Source organism: Pseudomonas sp. SMN5, from assembly GCF_052041925.1.
GTDB lineage: Bacteria > Pseudomonadota > Gammaproteobacteria > Pseudomonadales > Pseudomonadaceae > Aquipseudomonas.
In genome coordinates this window covers 1-25,818 of sequence record NZ_JBKGGX010000035.1, presented here as the reverse complement: position 1 = coordinate 25,818, position 25,818 = coordinate 1, and the positions used below count along the sequence as shown (strand labels likewise).

Below are 25,818 nucleotides of genomic sequence, written 5' to 3'. Positions count from 1 at the left end.
GACGCAACCCCTACTTAATGGATCTGAACTGAACAACCCTCACTGCGGCGTTTTGGCCATCGGCAAGAGCTGTTCCTTGAACGGTATTTCAGCGGGTACGCTGATACCGCTGGCAAGCCACTGACTGCTCCAACCCAGGATCAGGTTCTTGGACCAGTCTGCGACCAATAGAAATTGTGGCACGAGCCGGGACTCCTGCCACCACGTATCCTGCTGTACCGGCCCCAGGCTCAACAGCCCGACAGCCACGACCACCAGCAACGCGCCACGCGCGGCACCGAAGGCCATGCCCAGGAACCGGTCCGTCCCGGAAAGCCCGGTGACGCGAATCAGTTCGCCGATCAGATAGTTGATCATGGCGCCCACCAGCAAGGTGGCGATAAAGAGAATGGCACAGCCCGCGATCACGCGAGCCGACGGTGTTTCAATGTATCCGGCGAGGTATTGGGACAGAGAGCCACCAAACATCCAGGCTACGACTCCCGCGATGATCCAGGTCAGCAGCGAGAGGGCTTCCTTGACGAAGCCACGGCTCAGACTGATCAAAGCAGAGATGGCGACGATCGCAACGATCGCCCAGTCAACCCAGGTAAATGGCACGGTGCAGCCTACGGACGGATAAGGCGGCGCATTTTAGCAGAGCGCAGGGCTGTCGGTAAGCTGCGTGTTTCAAATCAGATAAATCGCCGTCAACCGCGTTCAGGCTGGAAACGCACCACAAAACCCTTGAGGTTCTGCTGGCGACTCAACAGATCGCGCAGGCGGTCGGCTTCGGCACGCTCGATCAACGGGCCGACGAAGACCCGGTTCTTGCCGTCTGCTGAACGGATATAGGCGTTGTAGCCTTGGCTGCGCAAGGTTTTCTGCAGGTTTTCGGCACTCTCGCGACTGGTCAGACTGGCCAGTTGTACCGACCAACTGACCGACAGGCCATTGGCATCCACCCGACTCTGGGTCGTGTCCGGCTTGGCAGGCGCAGCGGTAATGGGCTGGGTCGGGGCCGGCTTGACGGCCGGAGCGGCCGGAACCGGCGTCGGCGCGACAGCCGGCTTGGCGGTCGTCGCCGCAGCGGCTGGAGTCGGGGCCACCGGTGCAGGGGCAATCGGCGTCGAAGGCGCAGCAGGCTGCCCGGCCATCTCTTCGTCGCTCGGCACAGGCTCCTGGGGCAGCGCCTGCGGTTCGGGCACTGCCACCGGCTCGACCTGCACCGGCGTAACCGCCGGCGCCTGGGGCGCAGCTGGCGCATCGACAGCGACCTGGCGCTGCTCGTCCTGACGGGAAAACAGCATCGGCAGGAAAATCACCGCCAGGGCCACCAATACCAGTGCCCCGACCATGCGCTGCTTGTACGCCTTATCCAGCAATGCCATCTGCAGCTTCCTCCGTGGAGTGCCGGGCCAGCCATTGAAGGGCCTCGGCAACACAAAAAAATGATCCGAACAGCAGAATCTCGTCATCCGCCGTCGCCTGGGCGGCCTGCCCCTCCAGGGCGGCCGCCACGCTGCCATAGGCTTGCACGGCGGCACCGTGACGCTGCAAGGCGTCCTGCAACTGCGCCGCCGTACGTGAGCGCGGTGTATCCAGCGGTGTGACCGCCCATTGCTGGACACTAGCATCCAACGCGGCGACAACGCCATCCAGATCCTTGTCGGACAGCAGCCCGAACACCGCCAGACGCCGGCCCACCACCGGCCGTCGCGCCAAGCGCTCGGCCAGGTACTGCGCCGCATGGGGGTTATGACCGACATCCAGCAGCAGATTAAGACGCTTGCCTTGCCAGTCGAACTGTCGACGGTCGAGACGACCGACGATGCGAGTCGCTTGCAACGCTCCGATGATCTGATCGGCATCCCACGGCAGTCCCAGCAACAGGTACGCCTGGAGCGCCAGCGCAGCGTTTTCCATTGGCAGGTCCAGCAGCGGCAGGTCGCGCAACTCCACGGGATTGCCCCGGGCATCGCTGCCACGCCATTGCCAATGCTGCTCGGTCATTGCCAGGTCGAAATCCCGACCGCGCAGGAAGAATGGACAGCTCAGTTCGCGAACTTTGTCCAGCAACGGCTGGGGCGGATTGAGGTCGCCACAGAGCGCAGGCGCGCCCTGGCGAAAGATACCGGCCTTCTCGAACGCTACGGATTCGCGGGTATCACCCAGGTAGTCGGCATGGTCGACGCCGATACTGGTGACCAGCGCGATGTCCGCGTCCACCAGATTGACCGTGTCCAGTCGCCCGCCCAATCCGACTTCCAGCACCACGGCATCGAGGCCGGCCTGGGCAAACAGCCAGAACGCTGCCAGGGTGCCCATCTCGAAGTACGTTAGGGAAATATCGCCACGCCCGGCTTCTACTGCGGCAAACGCCTCGCACAGCGCGGCGTCAGAGGCTTCGACACCGTTGACCTGCACCCGCTCGTTGTAGCGCAGCAGGTGCGGCGAACTGTAGACACCGACGTTCAGCCCCTGGGCCCGCAGCAGCGAGGCCACAAAAGCGCAGGTCGAACCCTTGCCGTTGGTGCCGGTGACGGTGATGACCCGAGGCGCCGGCTTGGCCAGTCCCATGCGGGACGCTACCGCTTGTGAGCGCTCCAGCCCCATGTCGATGGCCGAAGGATGTAGCTGCTCGAGGTAGGCGAGCCAGTCGCCCAGGGTGCGTTGGGTCATAGCCCGGCAGGGACCGGCGGAACCACGACCGGCTCGATCGGCGCGGCGACAAAGGTCGGCGTCGGCAGGCCCATCAGTTGCGCCAGCAGGTTACCCAGGCGCGGACGCAGCTCGCGACGGTCGATGATCAGGTCAATCGCGCCGTGCTCCAGCAGAAACTCGCTGCGCTGGAAGCCTTCCGGCAGTTTCTCGCGCACGGTCTGTTCGATCACTCGCGGACCGGCAAAGCCGATCAGGGCTTTCGGCTCGCCGACGATCACGTCGCCCAGCATTGCCAGGCTGGCGGAAACACCACCGTAGACCGGGTCGGTCAGCACCGAAATGAACGGGATGCCTTCTTCACGCAGACGCGCCAGCACTGCAGAGGTCTTGGCCATCTGCATCAGGGAGATCAGTGCTTCCTGCATCCGCGCACCACCGGAAGCGGCAAAGCAGATCATCGGGCAACGGTTTTCCAGGGCATGGTTGGCCGCACGAACGAAGCGCTCGCCGACGATGGCGCCCATGGAACCGCCCATGAACGAGAATTCGAACGCCGAGACCACCACCGGCATGCCCAGCAGGGTGCCGCTCATGGACACCAGGGCATCTTTTTCACCGGTCTGCTTCTGGGCGGCGGTCAGGCGGTCCTTGTACTTCTTGCCGTCACGGAACTTCAGACGGTCCACCGGCTCCAGGTCTGCACCCAGCTCCACGCGGCCTTCAGCGTCCAGGAAGATATCGATACGGGCACGCGCGCCGATGCGCATGTGGTGGTTGCACTTGGGGCAAACGTCCAGGGTCTTTTCCAACTCCGGGCGGTACAGCACCGCTTCGCAGGATGGACACTTGTGCCACAGACCTTCAGGCACCGAGCTTTTCTTCACCTCGGAACGCATGATCGAAGGGATCAGTTTGTCTACCAACCAGTTGCTCATGCTTTCTTTCTCCAGTACCGGCGACCCGAACGCTCTGGTTCGCGGCCCCGCGTATGCCCTTGAGCTAAATTCATTGTGCGGCGAGGGTCCAGCGGCCACCACGGTCAGTGCGAAACATGACCTGCGTGCAGCCCATCTACCTCAGCCATCCCGACAACCGCTGCACCGCGGTTGCCCCTACGCTTTTGGCCCGCCCGAAGGCGGTGCCTGCCTGCTTTGTACAGTGCAGGTATGGACGGCGGCAGTCTGCCAGCCGTCACATTGACTACTGGCAACCGCGCACAGCCGCCATGAACGCATGAATCTTTGCCGGGTCCTTGATGCCCTTGGCCTGCTCCACCCCACCGCTCACGTCCACCGCGTAAGGGCGGACCTGGCGAATGGCCGCGGCGACGTTTTCCGCCGTCAGGCCACCGGCGAGAATGATCGGCTTGCTCAGGCCCTGCGGCACCAGCGACCAGTCGAATGCTTCCCCGGTACCGCCAGGCACACCTTCCACGTAGGTATCGAGCAAGATGCCGCTGGCGCCGGCAAAGGCGTCGCAACGAGCAGCGATGTCATCACCGGCCTTGACCCGCAATGCCTTGACGTACGGACGATGCCAGCCTTCACAGTCGGCCGGGCTCTCATCGCCATGAAACTGCAACAGCGCCAGCGGCACGGCATCGAGTATCTCGCCCAGCTCGCAACGACTGGCGTCGACGAACAGGCCCACCGGGGTCACGAACGGCGGCAAGGCCTGGATGATCGCCCTCGCCTGCTGCACCGTCACCGCCCGCGGACTCTTGGCGTAGAACACCAGCCCGATGGCGTCGGCTCCGGCCTCGACCGCCGCCAACGCGTCCTCGACGCGGGTGATCCCGCAAATCTTGCTGCGAACGGCCGACATGTCGTGAAAACCTCAGGTAAATCCGTGAAAGTCCCGGATGGTAGCAAATGCTGCGCAGAGCGTCAGCCGTCGAGTTCGCAGAAGCCCGTGAGGAAATGTGGCCCGATGTAACGCTCCGGCAGCTCGAATTCGTCGCGATATTCGACCTGCACCAGATACAGGCCGAATGGATGGGCGGTCACGCCGCCCGAGCGCCGGATCCGACTTTCGAGCACTTCCTTGATCCATTCCACCGGTCGCTCACCGGCGCCAATGGTCATCAGTACGCCGGCGATGTTGCGCACCATGTGGTGCAGGAAGGCACTGGCGCGGATGTCCAGCACGATCATCTTGCCGTGACGGGTCACGCGCAGGTGATGCAGCTCCTTGATGGGTGATTTGGCCTGGCACTGCCCGGCACGAAACGCACTGAAATCATGGATGCCGACCAGGTACTGCGCGGCCTCGGCCATGCGCTCGACGTCCAGCGGACGATGGTTCCAGGTGATTTCTTCGTTCAGGTGCGCCGGGCGGATCTGATCGTTGTAGATCACGTAACGATAACGCCGGGCGATGGCCTTGAAGCGGGCATGAAAATGCGCCGGCATTACCTTGGCCCAACTGACGCTGACATCATGGGGCAGGTTGATATTGGCACCCATGACCCAGGCTTTCATCGAGCGCTCGGCCTGGGTATCGAAGTGCACCACCTGGCCACAGGCGTGCACGCCGGCATCGGTCCGGCCAGCGCAATGCAGCGACACGGGCGAGTCGGCGACTTTGGACAGTGCGTTTTCAAGGGTTTCCTGCACGGTCAGTACGCCGGAAGCCTGACGCTGCCAGCCGCGATAGCGCGAGCCTTTGTATTCAACGCCCAAGGCGATCCGGGAAAAGCCTTCGGCCGCCATTTCGGCGGCCGGGTTGTTTATGTTTGCCAAGGAATTACAGCCTGCTGAAGTACGCAAAGGCGGGCATTATAAGGCCGAAGGTTCGGGATGCCAGCGCAACTGTTGATACGGTGGTGGATGGGCTGGCGTCATCGCGAGCAGGCTCGCGATGAGGCCCGGCCAGGCGCCACCTATTTGCGCCCCAAACAAGAACGGCAGCCTCATCGGCTGCCGTTTCTGATGACTCGAGAACCTTACGCCAGGCGCGACAGCATCTCCTTGGCTTCGCTCTGCTGGGTGGCATCGCCCTCGCTGAGGACTTCTCCGAGGATGTCCCGGGCGCCGTCGTTGTCACCCATGTCGATGTAGGCCTGGGCCAGGTCGAGCTTGGTCGCCACCTCGTCAGTACCGCTGAGGAAGTCGAAGTCCGGCTCCTCTTCCGCACCGACCATCGCGTCTTCGGCGGTGAAAGTCGGCTGGCCCAGGCTGTCGGACAGCCGATCCAGCTCGGCGTTGACATCGTCCAGTTCGGACTCGAAGGCATCCTTGGGTGCTGCAGGCGCGTCCATTTCATCGGCCAGGGACAGGTCGAAATCCGCCGGCAGCTCCAGATCGTCCGCCGGCGTGTCGGCCAGGGCGGACGCGTCGGCCGCAGGCGAGTCGAAACCTTTCAGGTCGTCGCCCAGGTCCAGCAGGAAGTCTTCATCGTCCAGTGCCGCCACCGGAGTCGGAGCATCGGCCCCCAGGTCCAGGTCGAATTCCGACAGGTCATCCAGGCTTTCGTTGGCCTGGGTCTGCTGCTTGAGTACCGACTCGAAACTCAGGTCATCGTCCTCGGGGAACGCATCCAGCTCGGCGACAGGCTCGGGGGCCGGTGCGACCGGCGCTGCGTCCAGGTCATCCAGGCTCAAGTCGAAAGCGCTGTCCAATTCCTCGTTGGTCGGCGACGGATCTTCCAGCAGCTCCTTGACATACTGCGCGTCCAATTCCGCCGCGACAGCCGCTGCGGCCACACCCGCAGTGGCGGCAACCGCCATGGCCGGGAAACGGCTCTTGAGCTGTTCGACCTGGGCATAGTTATCGCCATTGGCCACCAGTTGGCGCTCCTGGGCGACGAACGCATCGCGGTCACCCTGCTGGCCATAGACTTCCATGAGTTTCAGGCGCAGGTCGCTGCGCTGTGGCTCGGCCTTGATGCCCTGCTCAAGCATGTCAGCGGCCTGGTTCAAACGACCACGGTCGATGTGGGCCTGGGCCTGGGGGAGTACATCATCGGAGCGCTCGGCTGCCGGCGCCACCAGTGGTGCGGCAATCGGCGGCGTAACGATCACTGGCGCGACCACCGGAGCCGGCTTGGGCACAGGCGCGGGGGCCGGCGCAGGTTTCGGCTCGAGTTTTACGCTTGGCGGTGGAACTTCAATGCCCTCGAAACTGTTCGGGGGCAGATCGAGCTCCGGGGAGAAGTCGGCCTCCTCCTCGAGGGCGCGCGCCATGCGCAAATGCTTTTCGGCTTCCTGTTGGGCCTTGCGTCGACGAGCGAGCAGCAACAGCAACAACAGCAGGAGCAGCACACCGCCACCGATCAACCCCAGCAGGATCGGATTGGTGAGCAGATCATTGTATTTGGCCTCGTTGGACGCAGCGGGCGCCGGCTCGATCGGAGCCACAGGTGGCGCTGCTTCAGGTGCAGATGCAGGTGCAGGCGTAGGCGCAGGTGCAGGTTCCACGGCCGGGGTCTGGGCCGTCGGGGCCTGGGCCAACTCGGCCGACATCACGGGAGGCGCTTCACCCGCCGGTGGAACCGCAGCACCTTCGGCCTGCATCTTGGCCAGTTGATTGTTCTTCAGCTCGATCAGGCGCTGCAGTTTGTCCAGTTGGCTTTGCAGATCCGCCATGCGGCTTTTCAGCTCTTCGTTATCCCGGCGAGCCGCATCGAGGCTTTCCTGGGTCACGGCAAGCTTGTTGGTCAGTGCCTGGGCATCACCCGCAGCGCCCTTGCCCTTGGCGCCCGCCTTCGCCGATTCGGCCGACACCAGGCTCAGGTTGTCGCGACCGGCGGTCGGCGCCGGCGCGCCTTCGCCGCGACCACGCCTGGTTGCGTCCAACTGCTGCTTGCCGCCACCCGCCACGCTGCGGCGACCGGAACGCCAGGCGGCGTTCTGCGCGGCAACTTCAGCGATGGCCTGAGGCTGCGGCAAGGCCGTACTTTGCACCGGGTCCGGCAGACGCAGGACCTGGCCGGTCTTGAGCAGGTTGATGTTGCCATCGATGAAGGCGTTCGGGTTCAGCGCCTGGATCGCCAGCATGGTTTGCTGGACAGATCCGCCGTTGCGTACCTTGGCGGCGATTTCCCACAGGGTGTCGCGCGGTGTGGTGGTGTACTGGGACGGCCTGGTCGCGCCAGTGACCGGCGTGGACACGACCTGGGACGGCTTGGACCGAGCGGCGTCAGCGGCTTGTGGCGAGAACTTGGACGGATCAAGCAACACACTGTAGTCGCGTAACAGGCGGCCGTTGGGCCACATCACCTGCACCAGGAACTTGACCATCGGTTCGGACAGCGGTCGGCTGGACGTTACTCGCAGCACGCTCTTGCCATTGGCATTGATGACCGGGGTGAAGGTCAGGTCATTGAGGAAGGCCTGGCGGTCGATCCCGGCCTTGGCGAAGTCATCGGGCGAGGCCAGGCTTGGCACGACTTCGGCTGCGGTCAACTGCTGGACATCGAGCAGTTCGATCTCGGCGACCAGAGGCTGGTTCGGCGTCGACCTCAGGGTCAATTCCCCGAGCCCGAGCGCTTGCGCCATACCGGAAGACAGCGCCGAGGCGGCCGCTATTGCTAATACCAGTTTGCGAACTTGAACCATAGCCTCTTCCTTTGTTTGAACATTCCTCGGCCAGCGAGAACGTGTTGGTGCCGCTGCCGTAAGGCATTGCGCGCAGCCCCGAAGCGACGGTGCGCGCGATCATTTCACTCATGCCCCGGGAAAGCCCCCAGAGGGAGGTTCGCCTTCAGCATCCTGACCAAGCATAGCGCCCAGCTAGAATCATTCGACAAATTGCCGCCAAGTATCTTTTACAGCAACTCTTTTATCAACAGCTCCGCCACCTGCACCGCATTGAGCGCGGCACCCTTACGCACGTTATCTGACGTCAGCCACATATTCAGTTCCGCCGGATCGTCGATCCCGCCGCGCACGCGCCCCACGTAAACCACATCCTGGCCCACCGCATCGCCTACTGGCGTCGGGTAATCCCCCGCCTCCACCAGCTCGATACCGGGCGCGGATTCCAGGACTGCATTCACCTGAGCCAGGTCGACGGCCTTTGCAGACTGCACAGTCACGCTCAAGCTATCGCCGAAAAACACCGGAGCTTGAATGCAAGTCACTGAAATTTTTAACAAAGGTTGATCCAGCACCTGGCGCAACTCACGCACCAGGCGTTTCTCCAACTGCGTGTGGCCCTGCTCATCCGCAGGCCCCACTTGGGCCAACAGATTGAATGCCATCTGCCGGTCGAAAAACTTTGGCTCCAACGGGCGAACATTGAGCAACTCGGCGGTCTGGCGCGCCAGTTCGCTCACGGCGACACGCCCCTGGGCGGATACCGCGAGGCTGGCGGTCACGCTGATGCGCTGCAGGTCAAGGCAGTCCCGCAGCGGTGCCAGCGCCACCGCCAGCGCCGTGGCCGACGCGCTGGGGCTGCTGACCTGGAAGGGCTTCTTCAGACCGGCAAGCACCTGGGCGTTTGCCTCCGGCACGATCTGCGGCGCCTGCTCCGGCGGCAAGGCGCCCGACAAGTCGATCAACGCGCAACCAGCAGCGCTGGCACGCGGAGCGAAGCTCAGGGACACCGCCGGACCAGCGGCGAAAAACGCCAGTTGGACTTTGCTGAAGTCGAAGTCGTCGACCTCTCGCACCCGCACGTTTTTCTTGCGAAACATCACCGAACTGCCTGCCGATTCGCTGCTGGCCAAAAGGTGCAGGTTGCCGATCGGGAAGTCCCGCTCTTCGAGAATCTGGACAAGGGCTTCGCCGACAGTACCGGTGGCGCCGATCACGGCAATATCAATGGACTGGCTCATGGGTCTACCTCAGGTGAAACGGGGGGAGCGGCACTTTACCGGGCGGTTGGCGGGCAAGCAATTGAACACAAGAGAACCTGTGGCGAGGGAGCTTGCTCCCGCTCGGTTGCGCAGCAACCGCTAGAGTTCTGGGGCTGCTTCGCAGCCCAGCGGGAGCAAGCTCCCTCGCCACAGGGAACTCACCCAACCGAGATAAAAAAACCCGCACCTCTCACAAGGCGCGGGTTCGTTCACAGCCACATCGAATCAACGCTCGAGCAGGATCCGCAGCATGCGGCGCAGCGGTTCGGCCGCGCCCCACAGCAACTGGTCGCCGACGGTGAAGGCGCCGACGAACTGCGAGCCCATGTTCAGTTTGCGCAAGCGGCCCACCGGCACGTTCAGGGTGCCGGTGACCTTGGTCGGGCTCAGCTCCTGCATGCTGATGTCGCGGTTGTTAGGCACCAGCTTGACCCAAGGGTTGTGCTGGCTGATCAGCCCTTCGATGTCGGCGATCGGCACGTCCTTGTTCAGTTTGATGGTCAGCGCCTGGCTGTGGCAGCGCATGGCGCCGATGCGCACGCAGATGCCGTCCACCGGGATCGGGCTCTTGAAACGGCCCAGGATCTTGTTGGTTTCGGCCTGGGCCTTCCACTCTTCACGGCTCTGGCCGTTCGGCAGTTCCTTGTCGATCCATGGGATCAGGCTGCCGGCCAGCGGCACGCCGAAGTTCTCGGTCGGGTAAGCATCGCTGCGCATCGCCTCGGCGACCTTGCGGTCGATGTCCAGGATGGCGCTGGCCGGGTTGGCCAGGTCATCGGCGACGGCGGCGTGGGTCGCGCCCATCTGCTTGATCAGCTCACGCATGTTCTGCGCGCCCGCACCCGATGCCGCCTGGTAGGTCATGGCACTCATCCACTCCACCAGACCGGCCTCGAACAGCCCGCCCAGGCCCATCAGCATCAGGCTGACGGTGCAGTTGCCGCCGATGTAGTTCTTGGTGCCCGCATCCAGCTGCTGGTCGATGACCTTGCGGTTCACCGGATCGAGGATGATCACCGCGTCGTCCTGCATGCGCAGGCTGGAAGCGGCGTCGATCCAGTAGCCCTGCCAGCCGGCTTCACGCAGCTTGGGGAAGACTTCGCTGGTGTAGTCGCCGCCCTGGCAGGTCAGGATCACGTCAAGGCTCTTGAGCTCGTCGATGCTGTAGGCATCCTTGAGCGCACCGGTGTCCTTGCCCACGGACGGGCCCTGGCCACCGACATTGGAAGTGGTGAAAAACACCGGCTCAATGAGATCGAAATCCTGCTCTTCCAGCATTCGCTGCATGAGCACGGAACCGACCATGCCGCGCCAACCGATCAGACCTACACGTTTCATCGCAACTACACCTATACAAAAGTGGGCCACCGTCGAAGCAGTGGGCCCGAGAGATTACAGATTCCGCAGCGCGGCGACTACTGCGTCGCCCATTTGCTGGGTACCGACTTTGGTACAACCGGCCGACCAGATGTCGCCCGTGCGCAAGCCCTGGTCCAACACCACGCTGACCGCCTTCTCGATCGCGTCGGCGGCGTCCGTGAGGTTGAAGCTGTAGCGCAGCATCATCGACACCGACAGAATGGTCGCCAACGGGTTGGCAATGCCCTGCCCGGCGATGTCCGGCGCCGAACCGTGGCACGGCTCGTACATGCCCTTGTTGTTGGCATCCAGGGAAGCCGACGGCAGCATGCCGATGGAACCGGTGAGCATCGACGCTTCGTCGGACAGGATGTCGCCGAACATATTGTCGGTGACGATCACATCGAACTGCTTCGGCGCACGCACCAGTTGCATGGCGGCGTTGTCGACGTACATGTGGCTCAGCTCGACGTCCGGGTAGTCCTTGGCCACCTGCTCGACCACTTCACGCCACAGTTGGCTGGAGGCCAGCACGTTGGCCTTGTCCACCGAGCACAGTTTCTTGTCCCGCACGCGAGCCATGTCGAAGCCGACCCGGGCGATCCGGCGGATTTCGCTTTCGCTGTAGGGCAGCGTGTCGTAGGCCTGGCGCTCGCCGTTCTCCAGTTCGCGAGTGCCACGCGGGGCACCGAAGTAGATACCGCCGGTCAGCTCGCGAACGATAAGGATGTCCAGGCCGGAGACGATTTCCGGTTTCAGGCTCGAAGCGTCGGCCAGTTGCGGATAAAGGATCGCCGGACGCAGGTTGCCGAACAGGCCCAGTTGCGCGCGAATCTTCAGCAGGCCGCGCTCGGGACGGATGTCCCGCTCGATCTTGTCCCATTTCGGGCCGCCCACGGCGCCCAGCAGCACCGCATCGGCGGCGCGGGCGCGGTCCAGGGTTTCGTCGGCCAAGGGTACGCCGTGCTTGTCGATGGCGGCGCCGCCGATCACGTCGTGGCTGAGTTCGAAGCCCAGGCTGTACTTGTCGTTTGCCAGCTCCAGGACCTTGACCGCTTCGGCCATGATTTCCGGCCCGATGCCGTCACCTGGGAGAATCAGAATCTGCTTGCTCATGCTTTCCTCGTTTGTTCTGGCGGCCGGCCCCAGGTTCTGCAACCCAGGACCTGCCGGAAAAAATCCTATCGCTCGGCCCACAGCACCAGTACATCTGTACTGAACGAACCATCGGCCTCAATCTCAAAATATTCGCGTACTTCATCGCCCATCGAGCGCTGCAACTGCAGGATGGCCGCGCGCATCACCTCGGGCGTGCGCATGCGCTCGACCCAGGACTGGTATTCCAGGCGCAGGCGCTGGCGTGAGGTACTGCGCACATACAGCCCCGCCTCGCTGACCTGGCGCAGCCACTCCGCGGCCGAGTAATCGCGTACATGGCTGGTGTCGCGCAGCACTTCGATGCTTTGCAGGTAAGTGTCGAGCAACGGCGTGCCCGGCGACAAGATATCGATGAACGCCATCACCCCACCCGGCTTGAGCACTCGGCGCACCTCGCGCAAGGCCAAGCCCAAGTCGCTCCAATGATGCGCCGAATAACGGCTGAACACGAAATCGAATTCGCCATCACCAAATGGCAAACGCTCGGCGGCACCGCACACCGTGGTGATATTGCCCAGGCCACGATCCGTTGCCGCAGCGGCCACGACGTCGAGCATCTGCTGGGACAGATCGTACGCCACGACCTCCTCGGCCAGGGAGGCCACATGGAAACTCACATGCCCGGCACCGCAACCCAAGTCGAGCACGCGGGCGCCAGCATGACCGGCAAGCTCAGCCTGTAGCAGCGCGAACTCGGCGCCCTGGGCGTGCACGGCACTGCTCAGATAGGCCGAGGCCTGCTCACCGAATTGCTTCTGTACGACTTGACTGTGGGCGGTGCTGATCATGGGATGTCCTTATAGTTTCTGTGGTGCTTGGGCTGCCGCCATCGCGAGCAAGCTCGCTCCCACACTGGACCGTGGCGTTCATGGAACCTGTGGGAGCGAGCTTGCTCGCGATGAGGCCTGTACTGCTTACCTCAATCTCAAGTCAATCAAGCATCACGAAACAACCAAGGCTGGCTCGTCCGGTGCTTGGCTTCGAACGCCGCAATCGCGTCGCTGTCCTGCAAGGTCAGGCCGATATCGTCCAGCCCATTGAGCAGGCAGTGCTTGCGAAACGCATCGATCTCGAAGCTCAACACTTTGCCGTCCGGACGGGTCACGGTCTGCGCCGCAAGGTCGATCTGCAACTGGTAGCCCGGGTTGGCCTCGACCTGCTGGAACAGCTCGTCCACTTCAGCGTCGCCGAGGATGATCGGCAGCAAGCCGTTCTTGAAGCTGTTGTTGAAGAAGATGTCGGCGTAGCTCGGCGCGATGATGCTGCGAAAACCGTACTCTTCCAGGGCCCATGGCGCGTGTTCGCGGCTGGAACCGCAACCGAAGTTCTCCCGGGCGAGCAACACACTGGCGCCCTGGTAGCGCTCGGCGTTGAGGACGAAATCCTTGTTCAGCGGGCGCTTGGAGTTGTCCTGGTACGGCTGGCCGACATCCAGGTAACGCCATTCGTCGAACAGGTTCGGGCCGAAGCCGGTGCGCTTGATGGATTTCAAGAACTGCTTGGGAATGATCTGGTCGGTGTCGACGTTGGCACGATCCAAAGGCGCGACAAGACCGGTGTGCTGGGTAAAAGCTTTCATGCTGCGCTCCTTCAGATCAATTCGCGGACGTCGACGAAACGACCGTTGACAGCGGCCGCCGCGGCCATGGCCGGGCTCACCAGGTGCGTACGGCCACCGGCGCCTTGACGGCCTTCGAAGTTACGGTTGGAGGTGGAAGCGCAATGCTCGCCCGACTCCAGGCGATCCGGGTTCATCGCCAGGCACATCGAGCACCCCGGCTCACGCCACTCAAAACCGGCTTCGAGGAAGATCTTGTCCAACCCTTCCGCTTCCGCCTGGGCCTTCACCAGCCCTGAGCCCGGCACCACGATGGCCTGCTTGATGGTCGAGGCCACCTTGCGGCCCTTGGCAATCACTGCCGCAGCGCGCAGGTCTTCGATCCGCGAGTTGGTGCAGGAACCGATGAACACACGGTCGAGCTGAATGTCGGTGATCGCCTGGTTGGCGCTCAAGCCCATGTATTTCAAGGCACGGACGATGGAGTCGCGCCTGACCAGATCCACTTCCTTGGCTGGATCGGGGACGTTTTGGTCCACCGCCAATACCATTTCAGGCGATGTGCCCCAGCTGACTTGCGGCTTGATCTGCGCGGCATCGAGCTCGACCACCGTGTCGAACTTCGCGTCGGGGTCGGACACCAGGTCCTTCCAGGCTTCGACCGCCAGATCCCATTCGGCACCTTTCGGAGCGAACGGACGGCCTTTGACATAGGCCACGGTTTTTTCATCGGCGGCCACCAGCCCGACGCGGGCACCGGCCTCGATGGACATGTTGCAGATGGTCATGCGGCCTTCGATGGACAGGTCACGAATGGCGCTGCCAGCGAACTCGATGGCATGGCCGTTGCCGCCAGCGGTGCCGATCTTGCCGATCACCGCGAGCACGATGTCCTTGGCGGTCACGCCGAACGGCAGCTTGCCCTCGACGCGCACCAGCATGTTCTTCATTTTCTTGGCGACCAGGCACTGGGTGGCGAGCACATGCTCGACCTCGGAGGTGCCAATGCCATGGGCCAGAGCGCCGAAAGCACCGTGGGTCGAGGTGTGGGAATCGCCGCAGACCACGGTCATGCCGGGCAAGGTCGCGCCCTGCTCCGGGCCGATCACGTGGACGATGCCCTGACGCACGTCATTCATTTTGAATTCGACGATGCCGTACTCGTCACAGTTATCGTCAAGGGTCTGAACCTGCAAGCGCGAGACCTGGTCAACGATCGCCTCGATGCCACCCTTGCGCTCCGGCGTGGTCGGTACGTTGTGGTCCGGGGTCGCGATGTTGGCATCGATGCGCCATGGCTTGCGCCCAGCCAGGCGCAGGCCTTCGAAGGCTTGCGGCGAGGTCACCTCGTGGATGATGTGACGGTCGATGTAGATCAGAGCGGAGCCATCGTCGCGCTGCTTGACCAAATGCGAATCCCAGAGCTTGTCGTAGAGCGTTTTGCCGGCCATCAGACGGTTCCTCATCAGCTTGTTTCTATGCCCTGGGCTTGAACGGATCAATAACCCCTTGGCTTGTGAGGCTGATGCTATGAGGTTACATTAAATAACTCAAATTCATATTTTTCATACTTTGCATAACCAGTTGGAATTCGAACGGAATCGCCATGGACCTCGCCAATCTCAATGCCTTTATCGCCATCGCCGAGACCGGTAGTTTCTCCGGAGCCGGGGAGCGCCTGCACCTGACACAGCCGGCCATCAGCAAGCGGATTGCCGGCCTGGAGCAGCAGCTCAAGGTGCGCCTGTTCGACCGCCTGGGCCGTGAAGTGGGCCTGACCGAGGCCGGCCGGGCCCTGCTGCCACGGGCTTATCAGATACTCAACGTGTTGGACGATACCCGCCGCGCCCTGACCAACCTGACCGGCGAAGTGACCGGTCGCCTGACGCTCGCCACCAGTCATCACATCGGCCTGCACCGTTTGCCGCCTTTATTGAGGGAGTTCACCCGCCGCTACCCCCAGGTCGCACTGGATATCCAGTTCCTGGATTCGGAAGTGGCCTACGAGGAAATCCTCCATGGCCGGGCGGAACTGGCCGTCATCACGCTCGCCCCTGAGCCGCACACGCTGGTTCGCGCCACGCCGGTATGGGATGACCCGCTGGATTTCGTCGTGGCCCCGGAACACGCGCTGCTGGAAAACGGCGCGGTCAGCCTGGCGGACATCGCCCTGCATCCTGCGGTGTTCCCCGGCGGCAATACGTTCACCCATCACATCGTGCAACGATTGTTCGAGGCCCAGGGCCTGACGCCGAACATCGCGATGAGTACGAATTATCTGGAAACCATAAAGATGATGGTCTCCATCGGCCTGGCCTGGAGCGTCTTGCCACGCACCATGCTCGATGAACAGGTGGCCCGCATCCCTTTGCCGGGCATACAGCTCAGTCGCCAGCTAGGCTATATCTTGCATACCGAACGGACGCTTTCGAATGCTGCACGGGCTTTCATGGCCCTATTGGATGCACAAATCGATCTGCCAGGGACAACGGCGTAGGTTGTGCTACTCCTATAGAGCCGCACCACCTGTGCCTAACGCCCAAACCTGCTCAAGGCCTGCTATACGATGCCCAATCCCGCTGACCATCTCCCTCCCCTGCCGCGTATCCAGGCGCTTGACCCGAAACGGTCCGAGCAAAGCTGGGACAGCGCGCCGCAGTTGCTGGCCGCCCTGAACGGCGCGCGGCTGGGAGCCTGGTCGTGGGACATCGAAACCGGGCAGATCAGTTGGTCCCGCGGCACCCAGGCGTTGTTCGGCTTCGACCCGCGCCACCCGCTGCCCACCGATGTGGACTATCTGGACCTGCTGCTGCCCGAAGACCGGGCCAGGGCCGTGCGCGCCTTCCATGCGGCGGTTGCCGGTGCACCGCTGGAGCAGGCGATGCACCACCGCATCGTCTGGCCCGATGGCAGCCTGCACTGGCTGGAAATCAACGGCAGTGTGCTGCCGGACAAGCACGGCCGCCCGCGCATGATCGGGGTGATCCGCGAAATCACTCACCAGCGCCAGCGCGAACAGGCCCTGCGCAGTTCGGAAAAACGCTTTGCCACGCTGTTTCATCTGTGCCCGAACATGGTTTTGCTGACCCGCCAGGAAGACGGGCTGATCATCGAAGCCAATAAATATTTCGAAAGCCTGTTTGGCTGGCCGTTGCATGACATTATCGGCCGCACGACGCTTGAGCTGGGCCTCTGGGCACAGCCCTCGCAACGGGCGAAACTGCTCGAAGCCATCCAGGCCAAAGGCGAAGTGGCAAGTATGGAGGTAGAACTGCGGGCCAGTAACGAGCTGATTCACACCGGTCTTCTCAGCGCGCAGAAAGTCGAGATCGAAGGCCAGCCTTACCTGCTCAGCACGTTCCTTGACACCACCGAGCGCAAACAGGCCGAACAGGCGCTCAAGGACAGCCAGGAACGCCTCGACCTGGCCCTCGATTCGGCGCAACTGGGCACCTGGGACTGGCACATTCCCAGCGGCATGCTCTACGGTTCGGCCCGGGCCGCGCAGCTCCATGGGCTGGAGCCCAAGCCTTTTCATGAGTCGTTCGACGCGTTTTTCGACGGTGTGCCTACCGAGGAACGCAACAACATGCGCAACGCCTATCGCAGCCTGCGCGAAGGCCCGGCCGGCAATTACCAACTGACCTACCGCGTGCAACTGCCGGACGGCAGCTCCCGCTACCTGGAAAGCCGCGCACGCCTCTACCGCAATGACGACGGCAGCCCCTTGCGCATGGCCGGGACGTTGCTGGACATCACCGACCAGGTCGAACGCGAACAGAGCCTGGCGGCGTCGGAAGAAAAATTCGCCACGCTGTTTCACGTCAGCCCCGATCCGATCTGCGTCACCCACCAGGACAGTGGCCGATTCATCGAGATCAATTCGAGCTTCAGCCAGACCTTCGGCTGGGACGCCAGCGACGTGATTGGCCGCAGCGCCGACGAAATAGGACTCTGGGATGCTCCAGGCAGCAGCCTGCAACGCATCGAGCGGGTGATTCGCGAGCAGTCCTTGAACAACGTCGCCATCGTCGTTCATCACAAGGACGGCCAACCGCTGACCTGCGTGATCTCCAGCCGGCAGATCAACGTTAACAATCAACCGTGCATCGTCACTACCCTGCGGGACATCACCCAACAGCAGCGCTCCGAAGCGGCGCTCAAGGCCAGTGAAGAGAAATTCGCCAAGGCGTTCCACTCAAGTCCGGATGCCATCACCATCACCGAACGCGATAGCGGTCGCTACCTGGAAGTCAACGATGGTTTCTGCCGCCTGACCGGCTACCGTGCCGATGAAGTGATCGGTCATACGGTCTACGAGGTCGGCATCTGGGCTGAAGACAAACAGCGCACCGCCCTGCTGGCTGAACTGCAACTCAAAGGCCGCGTCCACCATCAGGAAATGCTCGGGCGTAACAAGCGCGGGGAAATTCTCACCGTGGAGGTGTCGGTCGAGCCCATCACGCTCAACGAGACCCCCTGCCTGCTGCTGACCGCCCGGGACGTAAGCCTGCTGCGCAACGCCGAGGCCCAAATCCGTCACCTGGCCTATCATGACCCGCTGACCAACCTGCCCAACCGCGCCTTGCTGATGGACCGGCTGAGCCAGCAGATCGCCCTGCTCAAGCGCCACAACTTGCGTGGCGCCCTGCTGTTCCTCGACCTGGACCACTTCAAGCACATCAACGACTCTCTGGGCCATCCGGTAGGCGACACGGTGCTGAAGATCATCACCGCGCGCCTGGAGGCCAGCGTACGCCTGGAAGACACCGTGGCGCGGCTGGGCGGTGACGAATTCGTGGTGCTCCTCAGCGGCCTGGAAGGCAGCCGCGCCGTTGTCAGCGAACAGGTACAGAACCTGGCCGATACTCTGCGCGAACTGCTTTCAGAGCCGATGTCACTCGATGGCCAACGTTTGCAGGTCACCCCAAGCATCGGCATGGCGCTGATCCCTGACCATGGCTCGACTCCGGCCGATCTGCTCAAGCGCGCCGACATCGCGCTGTATCGGGCCAAGGATTCGGGACGCAACACCTCACAGATGTTCCACGCCACTATGCAGAAAGCCGCCAGCGAGCGCCTGCGCATGGAAACGGACTTGCGCCAGGCCCTGGCCCGTGGCGAGTTCAGCCTTCACTTCCAACCCCAGGTCGACGCCCGCACCAATCGCATCATTGGTGCCGAGGCCCTGGTCCGTTGGCACCATCCGGAGCTGGGCGCCCAATCGCCCAACGAATTCATCAAGGTGCTGGAAGACAGCGGCCTGATCCTGGAAGTCGGGACCTGGATCCTCGACGAAGCCTGCGACGGCTTCAAGCAACTGATCGCCAAGGGCAAGGTCGATCCGCGGCAGTTCAGCCTGTGCGTGAACATCAGCCCGCGACAGTTCCGCCAGAGCGACTTTGTCGAGCGCATCGAAAACAGCCTCGCCACCCACGGCTTGCCCTGCTCCATGCTGAAGCTGGAAGTCACCGAGGGCATCGTGATCCAGAACCTGGACGACACCATCGGCAAGATGCGCCGGCTCAAGAAGCTCGGGGTCAGCTTCGCCATGGACGACTTCGGTACGGGCTACTCATCGCTGACCTACCTCAAGCGCCTGCCGGTAGACACCTTGAAAATCGACCAGTCATTCGTACGCGATGCCACCACCGACCCCAACGACGCGGAAATCATCCGCGCCATCGTCGCCATGGCCCGCAGCCTCAACCTGGAAATGATCGCCGAAGGTGTAGAGACCTTGGAACAGTTGCACTTTCTGCAGGGCCTCGATTGCCATTTGTACCAGGGCTATTTGCATAGCCGGCCGTTGCCACTGGAGGCGTTTGAGCGGTTGTTGCCGTGAAAACGCCGCTCACCTTCGTGGCGAGGGAGCTTGCTCCCGCTGGGCTGCGCAGCGACCCTAAAACCTGCCGACGCGATGTGTCAGGCTGCCCTGTATCGAGCTTTTTTGGGGCTGCTTCGCAACCCAGCGGGAGCAAGCTCCCTCGCCACAGGGGCGCGTCGACCATGAAAAAGGGCGCCACTTCGGCGCCCTTTTTCAGTTGCGGTGCATCAGTTTTGCAGCGCGGGTTGTTGCTGCGCCCCATTGATCGGGATGCGCTTGGCTTTCGCCTCTTCCGGAATCACCCGCAACAGGTCGATGCTCAACAGACCGTTGCTCAGGCCAGCGGATTTGATCTCGATATGATCCGCCAACCGGAAGGACAGCTTGAATGCACGCTGGGCAATGCCCTGGTGCAGGTAGGTGACGCTGTCATTGCTGGCCTCGCGCTTACCGCCGCTGATGGTCAGCACACCTTTTTCCACTTGCAGGTCCAGGTCTTCTTCCCGGAAACCCGCAGCAGCCACTACGATACGGTATTCATCATCACCGTATTTTTCCACGTTGTAGGGTGGATAGCTGCTGCCCGGCTCGTTGCGCAAAGCGGTTTCGAACAGATCGTTGAAGCGGTCGAAACCTACCGAGGAACGGAACAGCGGGGCCAACGAAAATGCAGTACTCATGATTCAAATCTCCTGAAAAATCAGCAAGGTTTTTTGTCTCCGCGACCCGGATTCGGCATCGCGTAACCCCTATCTAGGGTTCGCCAAAAACTTTTCAAGAGCTTTTTCTGAAATTTTTTTCAGGCCGCTTCGGTACGTGGCACACCCAGCAAATGGCCCACCGCGTCCAGCTCGGTTTCCCGGCGCAACGCCGTAAACAACTGCACCGCCTCGGGGTAATTGCGGGTGAGCATCGCCAGCCATTGCTTCAATCGACCGGGCGCCTGGCGCGGTGTCAGCTGCTCGACCACCTGTCGCCAGAAGTCCTGGAGCATCGGTTGCAGCTCGGCCCACGACATCTCGACCACTTCCTCGCCGGCCCGGGCTGCGGCGATCTGCCGGGCCAGGTCCGGGCGGGAAACCAGACCGCGACCGAGCATGATGTCTTCCACGCCGCTGATCTCGCGGCAACGTCGCCAATCTTCCACGCTCCAGATATCGCCATTGGCGAATACCGGCACCTTGACCACCTCCTGGACCCGGGGAATCCACTCCCAGTGCGCCGGAGGCTTGTAGCCGTCGGTCTTGGTCCGCGCGTGCACCACGATGTGCTCGGCGCCGCCTTCGGCCAGCGCCGTGGCACATACCAGCGCGCCATCCGGGCTATCGAAGCCCAGGCGCATCTTGGCCGTGACAGGAATATGGTCGGGGACCGCGCGACGCACGTGTTCGACGATCCGGTTGAGCAGTTCCGGTTCCTTGAGCAACACCGCGCCACCTCGGGATTTGTTCACCGTCTTGGCCGGGCAGCCGAAATTCAGGTCAATCACCTCGGAGCCCAACTCGCAGGCCAGCGCCGCGTTTTCCGCCAGGCACACCGGATCGGACCCCAACAACTGCACCCGCAGCGGCACACCGGCAGCCGTCTTGGCATCGGTCAGCAGTTCAGGGGCGAGCTTGTGGAAATACGCCGGCGTGAGCAGGCGGTCGTTGACACGGATGAACTCGGTGACACACCAGTCGATACCGCCAACGCGGGTGAGGACATCCCGCAGGATGTTGTCAACCAACCCCTCCATGGGCGCCAGGGCAATTTGCATGGGAAACACACACTCAACGGAAAAACGTGCGGCAGTTTACCGGATTTTGCCCAGCGTATTGGCATTCACCAGCAAACCCTGCGGGGTTCCCAGGAATCAAATCCCCCAAAATCCACTGTGGGAGCGAGCCTGCTCCGGGCGGCGATCGACGATAGCGGTGGATCAGGCTACATCGATGTTGAATGTGCCGCCGTCATCGCGAGCAAGCTCGCTCCCACAGGGACCTGGGGTATTCTCACGAATCAAGTCCGGCGCAAATCCAATTGTGGGAGCGAGCTTGATCCCATAGAGGGTCGGTTCACGACAAAGCTGCCGCGGGCATGGCCGCGCCATAGCCTTCGATGAACTCCGGCGGCATGCGCTTGGGCCGGCCGCTGGACAGTTCGATGCAGACAAAGGTGGTCTGGGCCCGTAACAGGGTGGCGTTGTCGCGGGGACGGATCAGTTGGAAATGCCGGGTCATCTTCAACCGCTGGTCCCAGTCGACGATCCAGGTAGCCAGTTGCAACTCGTCGCCTTCATAGGCCGCCGCCAGGTAATCGATTTCATGCCGCACCACCGCCATGGCCCGATCCAGCCGCCGGTATTCCACCAAGTCCAGGCCCAGGCGCTGAGAGTGCCGCCAGGCACAGCGTTCCAACCAACTGACGTACACCGCATTGTTGGCGTGACCCAAGCCGTCGATGTCTTCGGCGTTTACTTGAAGATCAATGATGAACGGCGTTGCCCGATCCCAGCCCATGCCCCTCTCCCGGTCGAATGTGGATCGGTGCAGTGTACCCGATCGCTGTGGGAGCCGGGCTTGCCCGCGATGGCGTCAGGACCGACTGCATCACCGCTGAATATATCGACATCACCGAGGGCAACTTTTCAACCATTCAGGCCGATTGCCGTGCTTGCAGGCTGCGCCCGGCCAACAGCGATAACACGCCATCAATCACCCGGGGATCGGCCAGCACCCGCTGATGCCCGCCCTGTGGCAAGCGCAGCAAGCGGCTGTCGAACCAGGCCTCATGAATCAGCTGCGATTCCTTGACCGACACCGAAGTATCGTCCTCGGCATGAACGATCAGCCCCGGCACGTCCAACTGGTAATGCGCGACATCCATCTTCGACGCGGACATTCCCACATCCCTCTCCACCTGGCGAATGAACGCCGAGCGTGCCTTGGGCGGCAGCCCCATATGACGGGCAAAACCGCGCAATACACCAAGGATGCGCGCGGGCGCCGCGATGCTGACCAGCGCCTCGGTGCGCAAGCCCAATTGGACCGCCAGCATCGCGCTGGCGCCGCCCATCGAGTGCCCGATCACCGCCTGCAACGGTGGCAGTTCAGCTGCGGCTTCGAGCATGGCCCTGGCAAATAACAGAACGTTCGCCTCGCGACCTGGAGAGCGACCATGGGCCGGGCCGTCCAGCGCCACGACGGTGTAACCGGCGCCCACCAGCGCAGTGATCAACGCCGCGAACTGGGTAGGCCGCCCTTCCCAACCATGCATCAGCAAAACGGCGGGACCATGGCCCCAACGCAAGGCCGAGAGACCGAAGCGCAAGGTGACGCGCTCGGCACTCGCCAACAGGGGCAACTCCCAGTCCCGCGGCGGCAGATCCCGGGGACGCATGAACACCGTTCGCATCTTCTTCGCCACCCACTGCGGAGCCACCCGGCCCAGCGTGCCATTAACGCTACGAATCCAGCTCAACCTGTCCATCGCTCATCTCCAAGGATGCATTTGGCGCTCAGCGCACTGCCGACTTGGCCGCACGCAGCACACGATCCGACAATTCTCCCGGGCCCAGGGCTCGCGCCAGGGCCAGGCCGCCCACCATCAGGGCGATGTCGGCCAGGGCCTTGTCGGCGTCTTCGGGACTTGCCGCCAACTGCGCGGTCATCAACTCGATGTGCTCGCTGAGCACGTCCCGAAACGGATCCGGCAAACGCCCCAGCTCGCCGATCGACGCCGGGAGCGGGCAAGCGTTCTCGGTGGAATCACGATGCTTGCGCGACAGATAGAACGCCGCTATCAGCGCGCGCCGCTCTTCACCGGTCAGCTCAGCATCCATGTCGGCGATCAAGCCGCGGCGCCGGCTGAGCAATTGTTTGAACGCCTCGAGCATCAGCGCATCCTTGCTTTCGAAATGGGCGTAGAACCCGCCCACCGTCAGCCCGGCTGCGCCCATCACTTCGCCTACGCTCGGCTCGGCCGGGCCGCGCTGGATCAATGCATCGCTGGCGGCCTTGATAATGCGTTCTCGGGTTTGTGCCTTTTTATCGCTCATAGGTGCCTCCGAATATTATGAGCAGAATATTATCCGCGTAATAATTTTCTGCAAGCGAAAATTCGGACCGCCCGTCAGGATCGTTTTTTAAAAGGGAGGATTGGCTGAACGCCAGGCAAACAAAAGGGCCATTCAAAAATTGAATGACCCTTATAAAATCCCGCAGAGCGGGTAATCGTGGCGTCCCCTAGGGGACTCGAACCCCTGTTACCGCCGTGAAAGGGCGGTGTCCTAGGCCACTAGACGAAGGGGACACAAACCTTCTTGCTTGATCAGCGCTGAGAACTGATCGATTCAAGGCCGGTGTGGCCAGACCTTGAACCTGTCGATTGGTGGAGCTAGACGGGATCGAACCGTCGACCTCTTGCATGCCATGCAAGCGCTCTCCCAGCTGAGCTATAGCCCCGGATTTTTCGCCTCGCGGCGCAGCGACATCTTGCAACATCGCTATTGGTAAAACTGGCGTCCCCTAGGGGACTCGAACCCCTGTTACCGCCGTGAAAGGGCGGTGTCCTAGGCCACTAGACGAAGGGGACGCAAACCCTTCTATACAACTGATCAACGCTGAGTGTTGATCGCTTCAAGGCCGGTGTGGCCAGACCTTGAAGTGTAAATTGGTGGAGCTAGACGGGATCGAACCGTCGACCTCTTGCATGCCATGCAAGCGCTCTCCCAGCTGAGCTATAGCCCCTCATCGCTGAGGACGGGGCGAATCTTAAGGGCGTATCGGAAGGCTGTCAAATTTATTTTCAACAAATTTGAAAATTTTTTGCCGGGATAACAATCACTTACCGACAAACCCCGGAAAACCGGGGTATGCCCTGCCTCATCGACCGCTCAAGCGATCGCGCCCAGCAGTTTTTCCCACTCCTTGTTTTCCTTCTTCGACACGCCACCGAGCAGATCAATGGCCTGGCGCAGACGGAAACGGGTCAGGTCCGGCCCCAGAATTTCCATTGCATCGAGCACCGACACCGAGCTCGCCTGGCCGGTAATGGCGGCGAACATCAGCGGCATCGCATCGCGCAACTTCAGTTCCAGGAACTCGACCACGGCCTGGATGGTCGCGGTAATACTGTCCTTCTCCCACTGGCGCAGGCTTTCGAGCTTCCACAGGATCAGTTGCATCAACTGGCGCACCTGATCGCCCGAGAGTTTCTTGGACTCGAACAGCTTCGCGTCCGGCGTCACGCCACCGGCGAAGAAGAAGCCGGCCAGCGGGGCGATCTGGCTGAAGGTCTCTACCCTGCCCTGCACATGGGGGGCGATCTTCATCATGTATTCAGGATTCAACGCCCACTTCTGCACGCGCGCGGCGAACTCTTGCACGGGCAGGTCGCGCAGCCACTGGCCGTTGAGCCACGAGAGCTTCTCGATGTCAAAGATCGGCCCGCCCAGGGAGACCCGCGACAGGTCGAAGTGCTCGACCATTTCCTGCAACGAGAACTTCTCGCGCTCGTCAGGCATCGACCAGCCCATGCGCCCCAGGTAGTTGAGCATCGCCTCGGGCATGAAGCCCATACGCTCGTAAAAGGTCACCGAGGTCGGGTTCTTGCGCTTGGACAGCTTGCTCTTGTCCGGGTTACGCAGCAATGGCATGTAGCACAGTTGCGGTTGCTCCCAGCCGAAGTACTCGTAGAGCAGGATCAGTTTCGGCGCCGATGGCAGCCACTCTTCCCCACGCAGGACGTGGGTGATGCCCATCAGGTGGTCGTCGACCACGTTGGCCAGGAAGTACGTCGGCAAGCCGTCGGTCTTCATCAGCACTTGCATATCCATGCGATCCCACGGGATCTCGACATCGCCACGCAGCAGGTCCGGCACCACGCAGACGCCTTCGCTCGGCACCTTCATGCGGATCACATGAGGCTCGCCGGCCGCCAGGCGACGGGCGACTTCTTCCTTGGACAGCAGCAGCGCACGACCGTCGTAGCGCGGGGTTTCGCCGCGGGCAATCTGCTCGGCGCGCATCTGGTCCAGCTCTTCGGCGGTGCAGAAGCACGGGAACGCATGGCCCATGTCCACCAGTTGCTGGCAATACTGCTTGTAGATATCGCCGCGCTCGCTCTGCCGGTACGGGCCGTGAGGGCCGCCGACATCCGGGCCTTCGCTCCAGTCGATCCCCAGCCAGCGCAGGGCATCGAAAATCTGTTGTTCGGACTCGCGGGTCGAACGCAACTGGTCGGTGTCCTCGATCCGCAGGATGAACTCACCGCCGTGCTGCTTGGCAAAGCAATAGTTGAACAGAGCGATGTAAGCGGTGCCGACATGGGGATCGCCAGTGGGCGACGGCGCGATGCGGGTACGGACGGTGGTCATGGCATGTCTCGGAAAGAAGGTAAAAGCGAAGATCAAACAAGGGGCGAATGGTAGCAGGCGATGGTGGGCGGGCTCCAGTGAGAGGGGGATTTGTGTGGCTTGTCGTTAGACCGAGCC

At 62.3% G+C, this 25,818-nt stretch carries 21 protein-coding genes and 4 tRNA genes; 2 read left to right on the top strand and 23 right to left on the bottom strand.

Annotated features, from left to right (window positions below; all coding sequences use genetic code 11):
- Positions 1–39: 39 nt before the first annotated feature.
- From ACLEJR_RS24765 to leuC, 13 genes are all read right to left on the bottom strand, one after another.
- Positions 40–600, bottom strand: a complete 561-nt coding sequence (locus tag ACLEJR_RS24765; protein WP_039593931.1) for a CvpA family protein — start codon at positions 598–600, stop codon at positions 40–42.
- A gap of 89 nt (positions 601–689) precedes the next feature.
- Complete coding sequence (locus tag ACLEJR_RS24760; RefSeq protein ID WP_440817191.1) at positions 690–1,370, bottom strand: SPOR domain-containing protein; 681 nt, start codon at positions 1,368–1,370, stop codon at positions 690–692.
- Positions 1,354–2,661 (bottom strand): bifunctional tetrahydrofolate synthase/dihydrofolate synthase, encoded by a 1,308-nt coding sequence (folC, locus tag ACLEJR_RS24755; protein ID WP_440817189.1) that lies wholly within the window; start codon positions 2,659–2,661, stop codon positions 1,354–1,356. Before folC ends, ACLEJR_RS24760 begins: the two co-directional genes overlap by 17 nt.
- Positions 2,658–3,578, bottom strand: a complete 921-nt coding sequence (accD, locus tag ACLEJR_RS24750; RefSeq protein WP_440817187.1) for an acetyl-CoA carboxylase, carboxyltransferase subunit beta — start codon at positions 3,576–3,578, stop codon at positions 2,658–2,660. Before accD ends, folC begins: the two co-directional genes overlap by 4 nt.
- Before the next feature lie 265 nt (positions 3,579–3,843).
- Entirely contained in the window at positions 3,844–4,467 is a 624-nt protein-coding gene (locus ACLEJR_RS24745) for a phosphoribosylanthranilate isomerase (protein ID WP_440817185.1), read from the bottom strand.
- Between the two features lie 62 nt (positions 4,468–4,529).
- Positions 4,530–5,354, bottom strand: coding sequence for a tRNA pseudouridine(38-40) synthase TruA (gene truA, locus ACLEJR_RS24740; protein ID WP_440793077.1), 825 nt, complete (start codon positions 5,352–5,354; stop codon positions 4,530–4,532).
- Positions 5,355–5,587: 233 nt separating this feature from the next.
- Positions 5,588–8,200, bottom strand: coding sequence for a FimV/HubP family polar landmark protein (locus tag ACLEJR_RS24735; protein ID WP_440817183.1), 2,613 nt, complete (start codon positions 8,198–8,200; stop codon positions 5,588–5,590).
- 209 nt (positions 8,201–8,409) lie between these two features.
- Positions 8,410–9,420, bottom strand: a complete 1,011-nt coding sequence (locus ACLEJR_RS24730; protein WP_440817180.1) for an aspartate-semialdehyde dehydrogenase — start codon at positions 9,418–9,420, stop codon at positions 8,410–8,412.
- A gap of 246 nt (positions 9,421–9,666) precedes the next feature.
- Positions 9,667–10,779: an aspartate-semialdehyde dehydrogenase gene (gene asd / locus ACLEJR_RS24725; protein WP_440792697.1), complete on the bottom strand. Its 1,113-nt coding sequence runs from the start codon at positions 10,777–10,779 to the stop codon at positions 9,667–9,669.
- Between the two features lie 54 nt (positions 10,780–10,833).
- Positions 10,834–11,916 carry a 3-isopropylmalate dehydrogenase gene (gene leuB, locus ACLEJR_RS24720; protein WP_440817178.1) on the bottom strand — a complete coding sequence of 361 codons (1,083 nt, stop codon included), beginning with the start codon at positions 11,914–11,916 and terminating at the stop codon, positions 10,834–10,836.
- 65 nt (positions 11,917–11,981) lie between these two features.
- Positions 11,982–12,746: a class I SAM-dependent methyltransferase gene (locus ACLEJR_RS24715; protein ID WP_440817177.1), complete on the bottom strand. Its 765-nt coding sequence runs from the start codon at positions 12,744–12,746 to the stop codon at positions 11,982–11,984.
- A 146-nt stretch (positions 12,747–12,892) separates the two neighbouring features.
- Positions 12,893–13,537, bottom strand: coding sequence for a 3-isopropylmalate dehydratase small subunit (gene leuD, locus ACLEJR_RS24710; RefSeq protein ID WP_440792691.1), 645 nt, complete (start codon positions 13,535–13,537; stop codon positions 12,893–12,895).
- 11 nt (positions 13,538–13,548) lie between these two features.
- Positions 13,549–14,967: a 3-isopropylmalate dehydratase large subunit gene (leuC, locus tag ACLEJR_RS24705; RefSeq protein ID WP_440817174.1), complete on the bottom strand. Its 1,419-nt coding sequence runs from the start codon at positions 14,965–14,967 to the stop codon at positions 13,549–13,551.
- A 155-nt stretch (positions 14,968–15,122) separates the two neighbouring features.
- On the opposite strand from leuC, the gene ACLEJR_RS24700 reads away from it, so the two are divergent.
- Positions 15,123–16,013 (top strand): LysR family transcriptional regulator, encoded by an 891-nt coding sequence (locus tag ACLEJR_RS24700; RefSeq protein WP_440792688.1) that lies wholly within the window; start codon positions 15,123–15,125, stop codon positions 16,011–16,013.
- Between the two features lie 69 nt (positions 16,014–16,082).
- A complete protein-coding gene (locus ACLEJR_RS24695; protein WP_440792686.1) occupies positions 16,083–19,361 on the top strand; it encodes an EAL domain-containing protein in 3,279 nt (1,092 codons plus the stop codon).
- Positions 19,362–19,570: 209 nt separating this feature from the next.
- Here the strand turns inward: ACLEJR_RS24695 and ACLEJR_RS24690 are convergent, their stop codons facing one another.
- From ACLEJR_RS24690 to gltX, 10 genes are all read right to left on the bottom strand, one after another.
- On the bottom strand, positions 19,571–20,023 hold the full coding sequence (locus ACLEJR_RS24690) for an Hsp20 family protein (protein WP_047700569.1): 453 nt from the start codon (positions 20,021–20,023) through the stop codon (positions 19,571–19,573).
- A gap of 119 nt (positions 20,024–20,142) precedes the next feature.
- A complete protein-coding gene (locus ACLEJR_RS24685) occupies positions 20,143–21,102 on the bottom strand; it encodes a tRNA dihydrouridine synthase (protein WP_440817172.1) in 960 nt (319 codons plus the stop codon).
- A 298-nt stretch (positions 21,103–21,400) separates the two neighbouring features.
- Entirely contained in the window at positions 21,401–21,844 is a 444-nt protein-coding gene (locus ACLEJR_RS24680; protein WP_440792682.1) for an acyl-CoA thioesterase, read from the bottom strand.
- A gap of 136 nt (positions 21,845–21,980) precedes the next feature.
- Positions 21,981–22,814: an alpha/beta fold hydrolase gene (locus ACLEJR_RS24675; protein WP_440792680.1), complete on the bottom strand. Its 834-nt coding sequence runs from the start codon at positions 22,812–22,814 to the stop codon at positions 21,981–21,983.
- 28 nt (positions 22,815–22,842) lie between these two features.
- Positions 22,843–23,382: a TetR/AcrR family transcriptional regulator gene (locus ACLEJR_RS24670; protein ID WP_440792678.1), complete on the bottom strand. Its 540-nt coding sequence runs from the start codon at positions 23,380–23,382 to the stop codon at positions 22,843–22,845.
- Between the two features lie 178 nt (positions 23,383–23,560).
- Positions 23,561–23,636: transfer RNA gene (locus tag ACLEJR_RS24665), tRNA-Glu, on the bottom strand.
- 76 nt (positions 23,637–23,712) lie between these two features.
- Positions 23,713–23,788 (bottom strand) — tRNA-Ala (locus ACLEJR_RS24660).
- A 54-nt stretch (positions 23,789–23,842) separates the two neighbouring features.
- A tRNA-Glu gene (locus tag ACLEJR_RS24655) sits at positions 23,843–23,918 on the bottom strand.
- Between the two features lie 79 nt (positions 23,919–23,997).
- Positions 23,998–24,073 (bottom strand) — tRNA-Ala (locus tag ACLEJR_RS24650).
- Between the two features lie 146 nt (positions 24,074–24,219).
- Positions 24,220–25,701, bottom strand: a complete 1,482-nt coding sequence (gene gltX / locus ACLEJR_RS24645) for a glutamate--tRNA ligase (protein ID WP_440817170.1) — start codon at positions 25,699–25,701, stop codon at positions 24,220–24,222.
- Between the last annotated feature and the right edge of the window lie 117 nt (positions 25,702–25,818).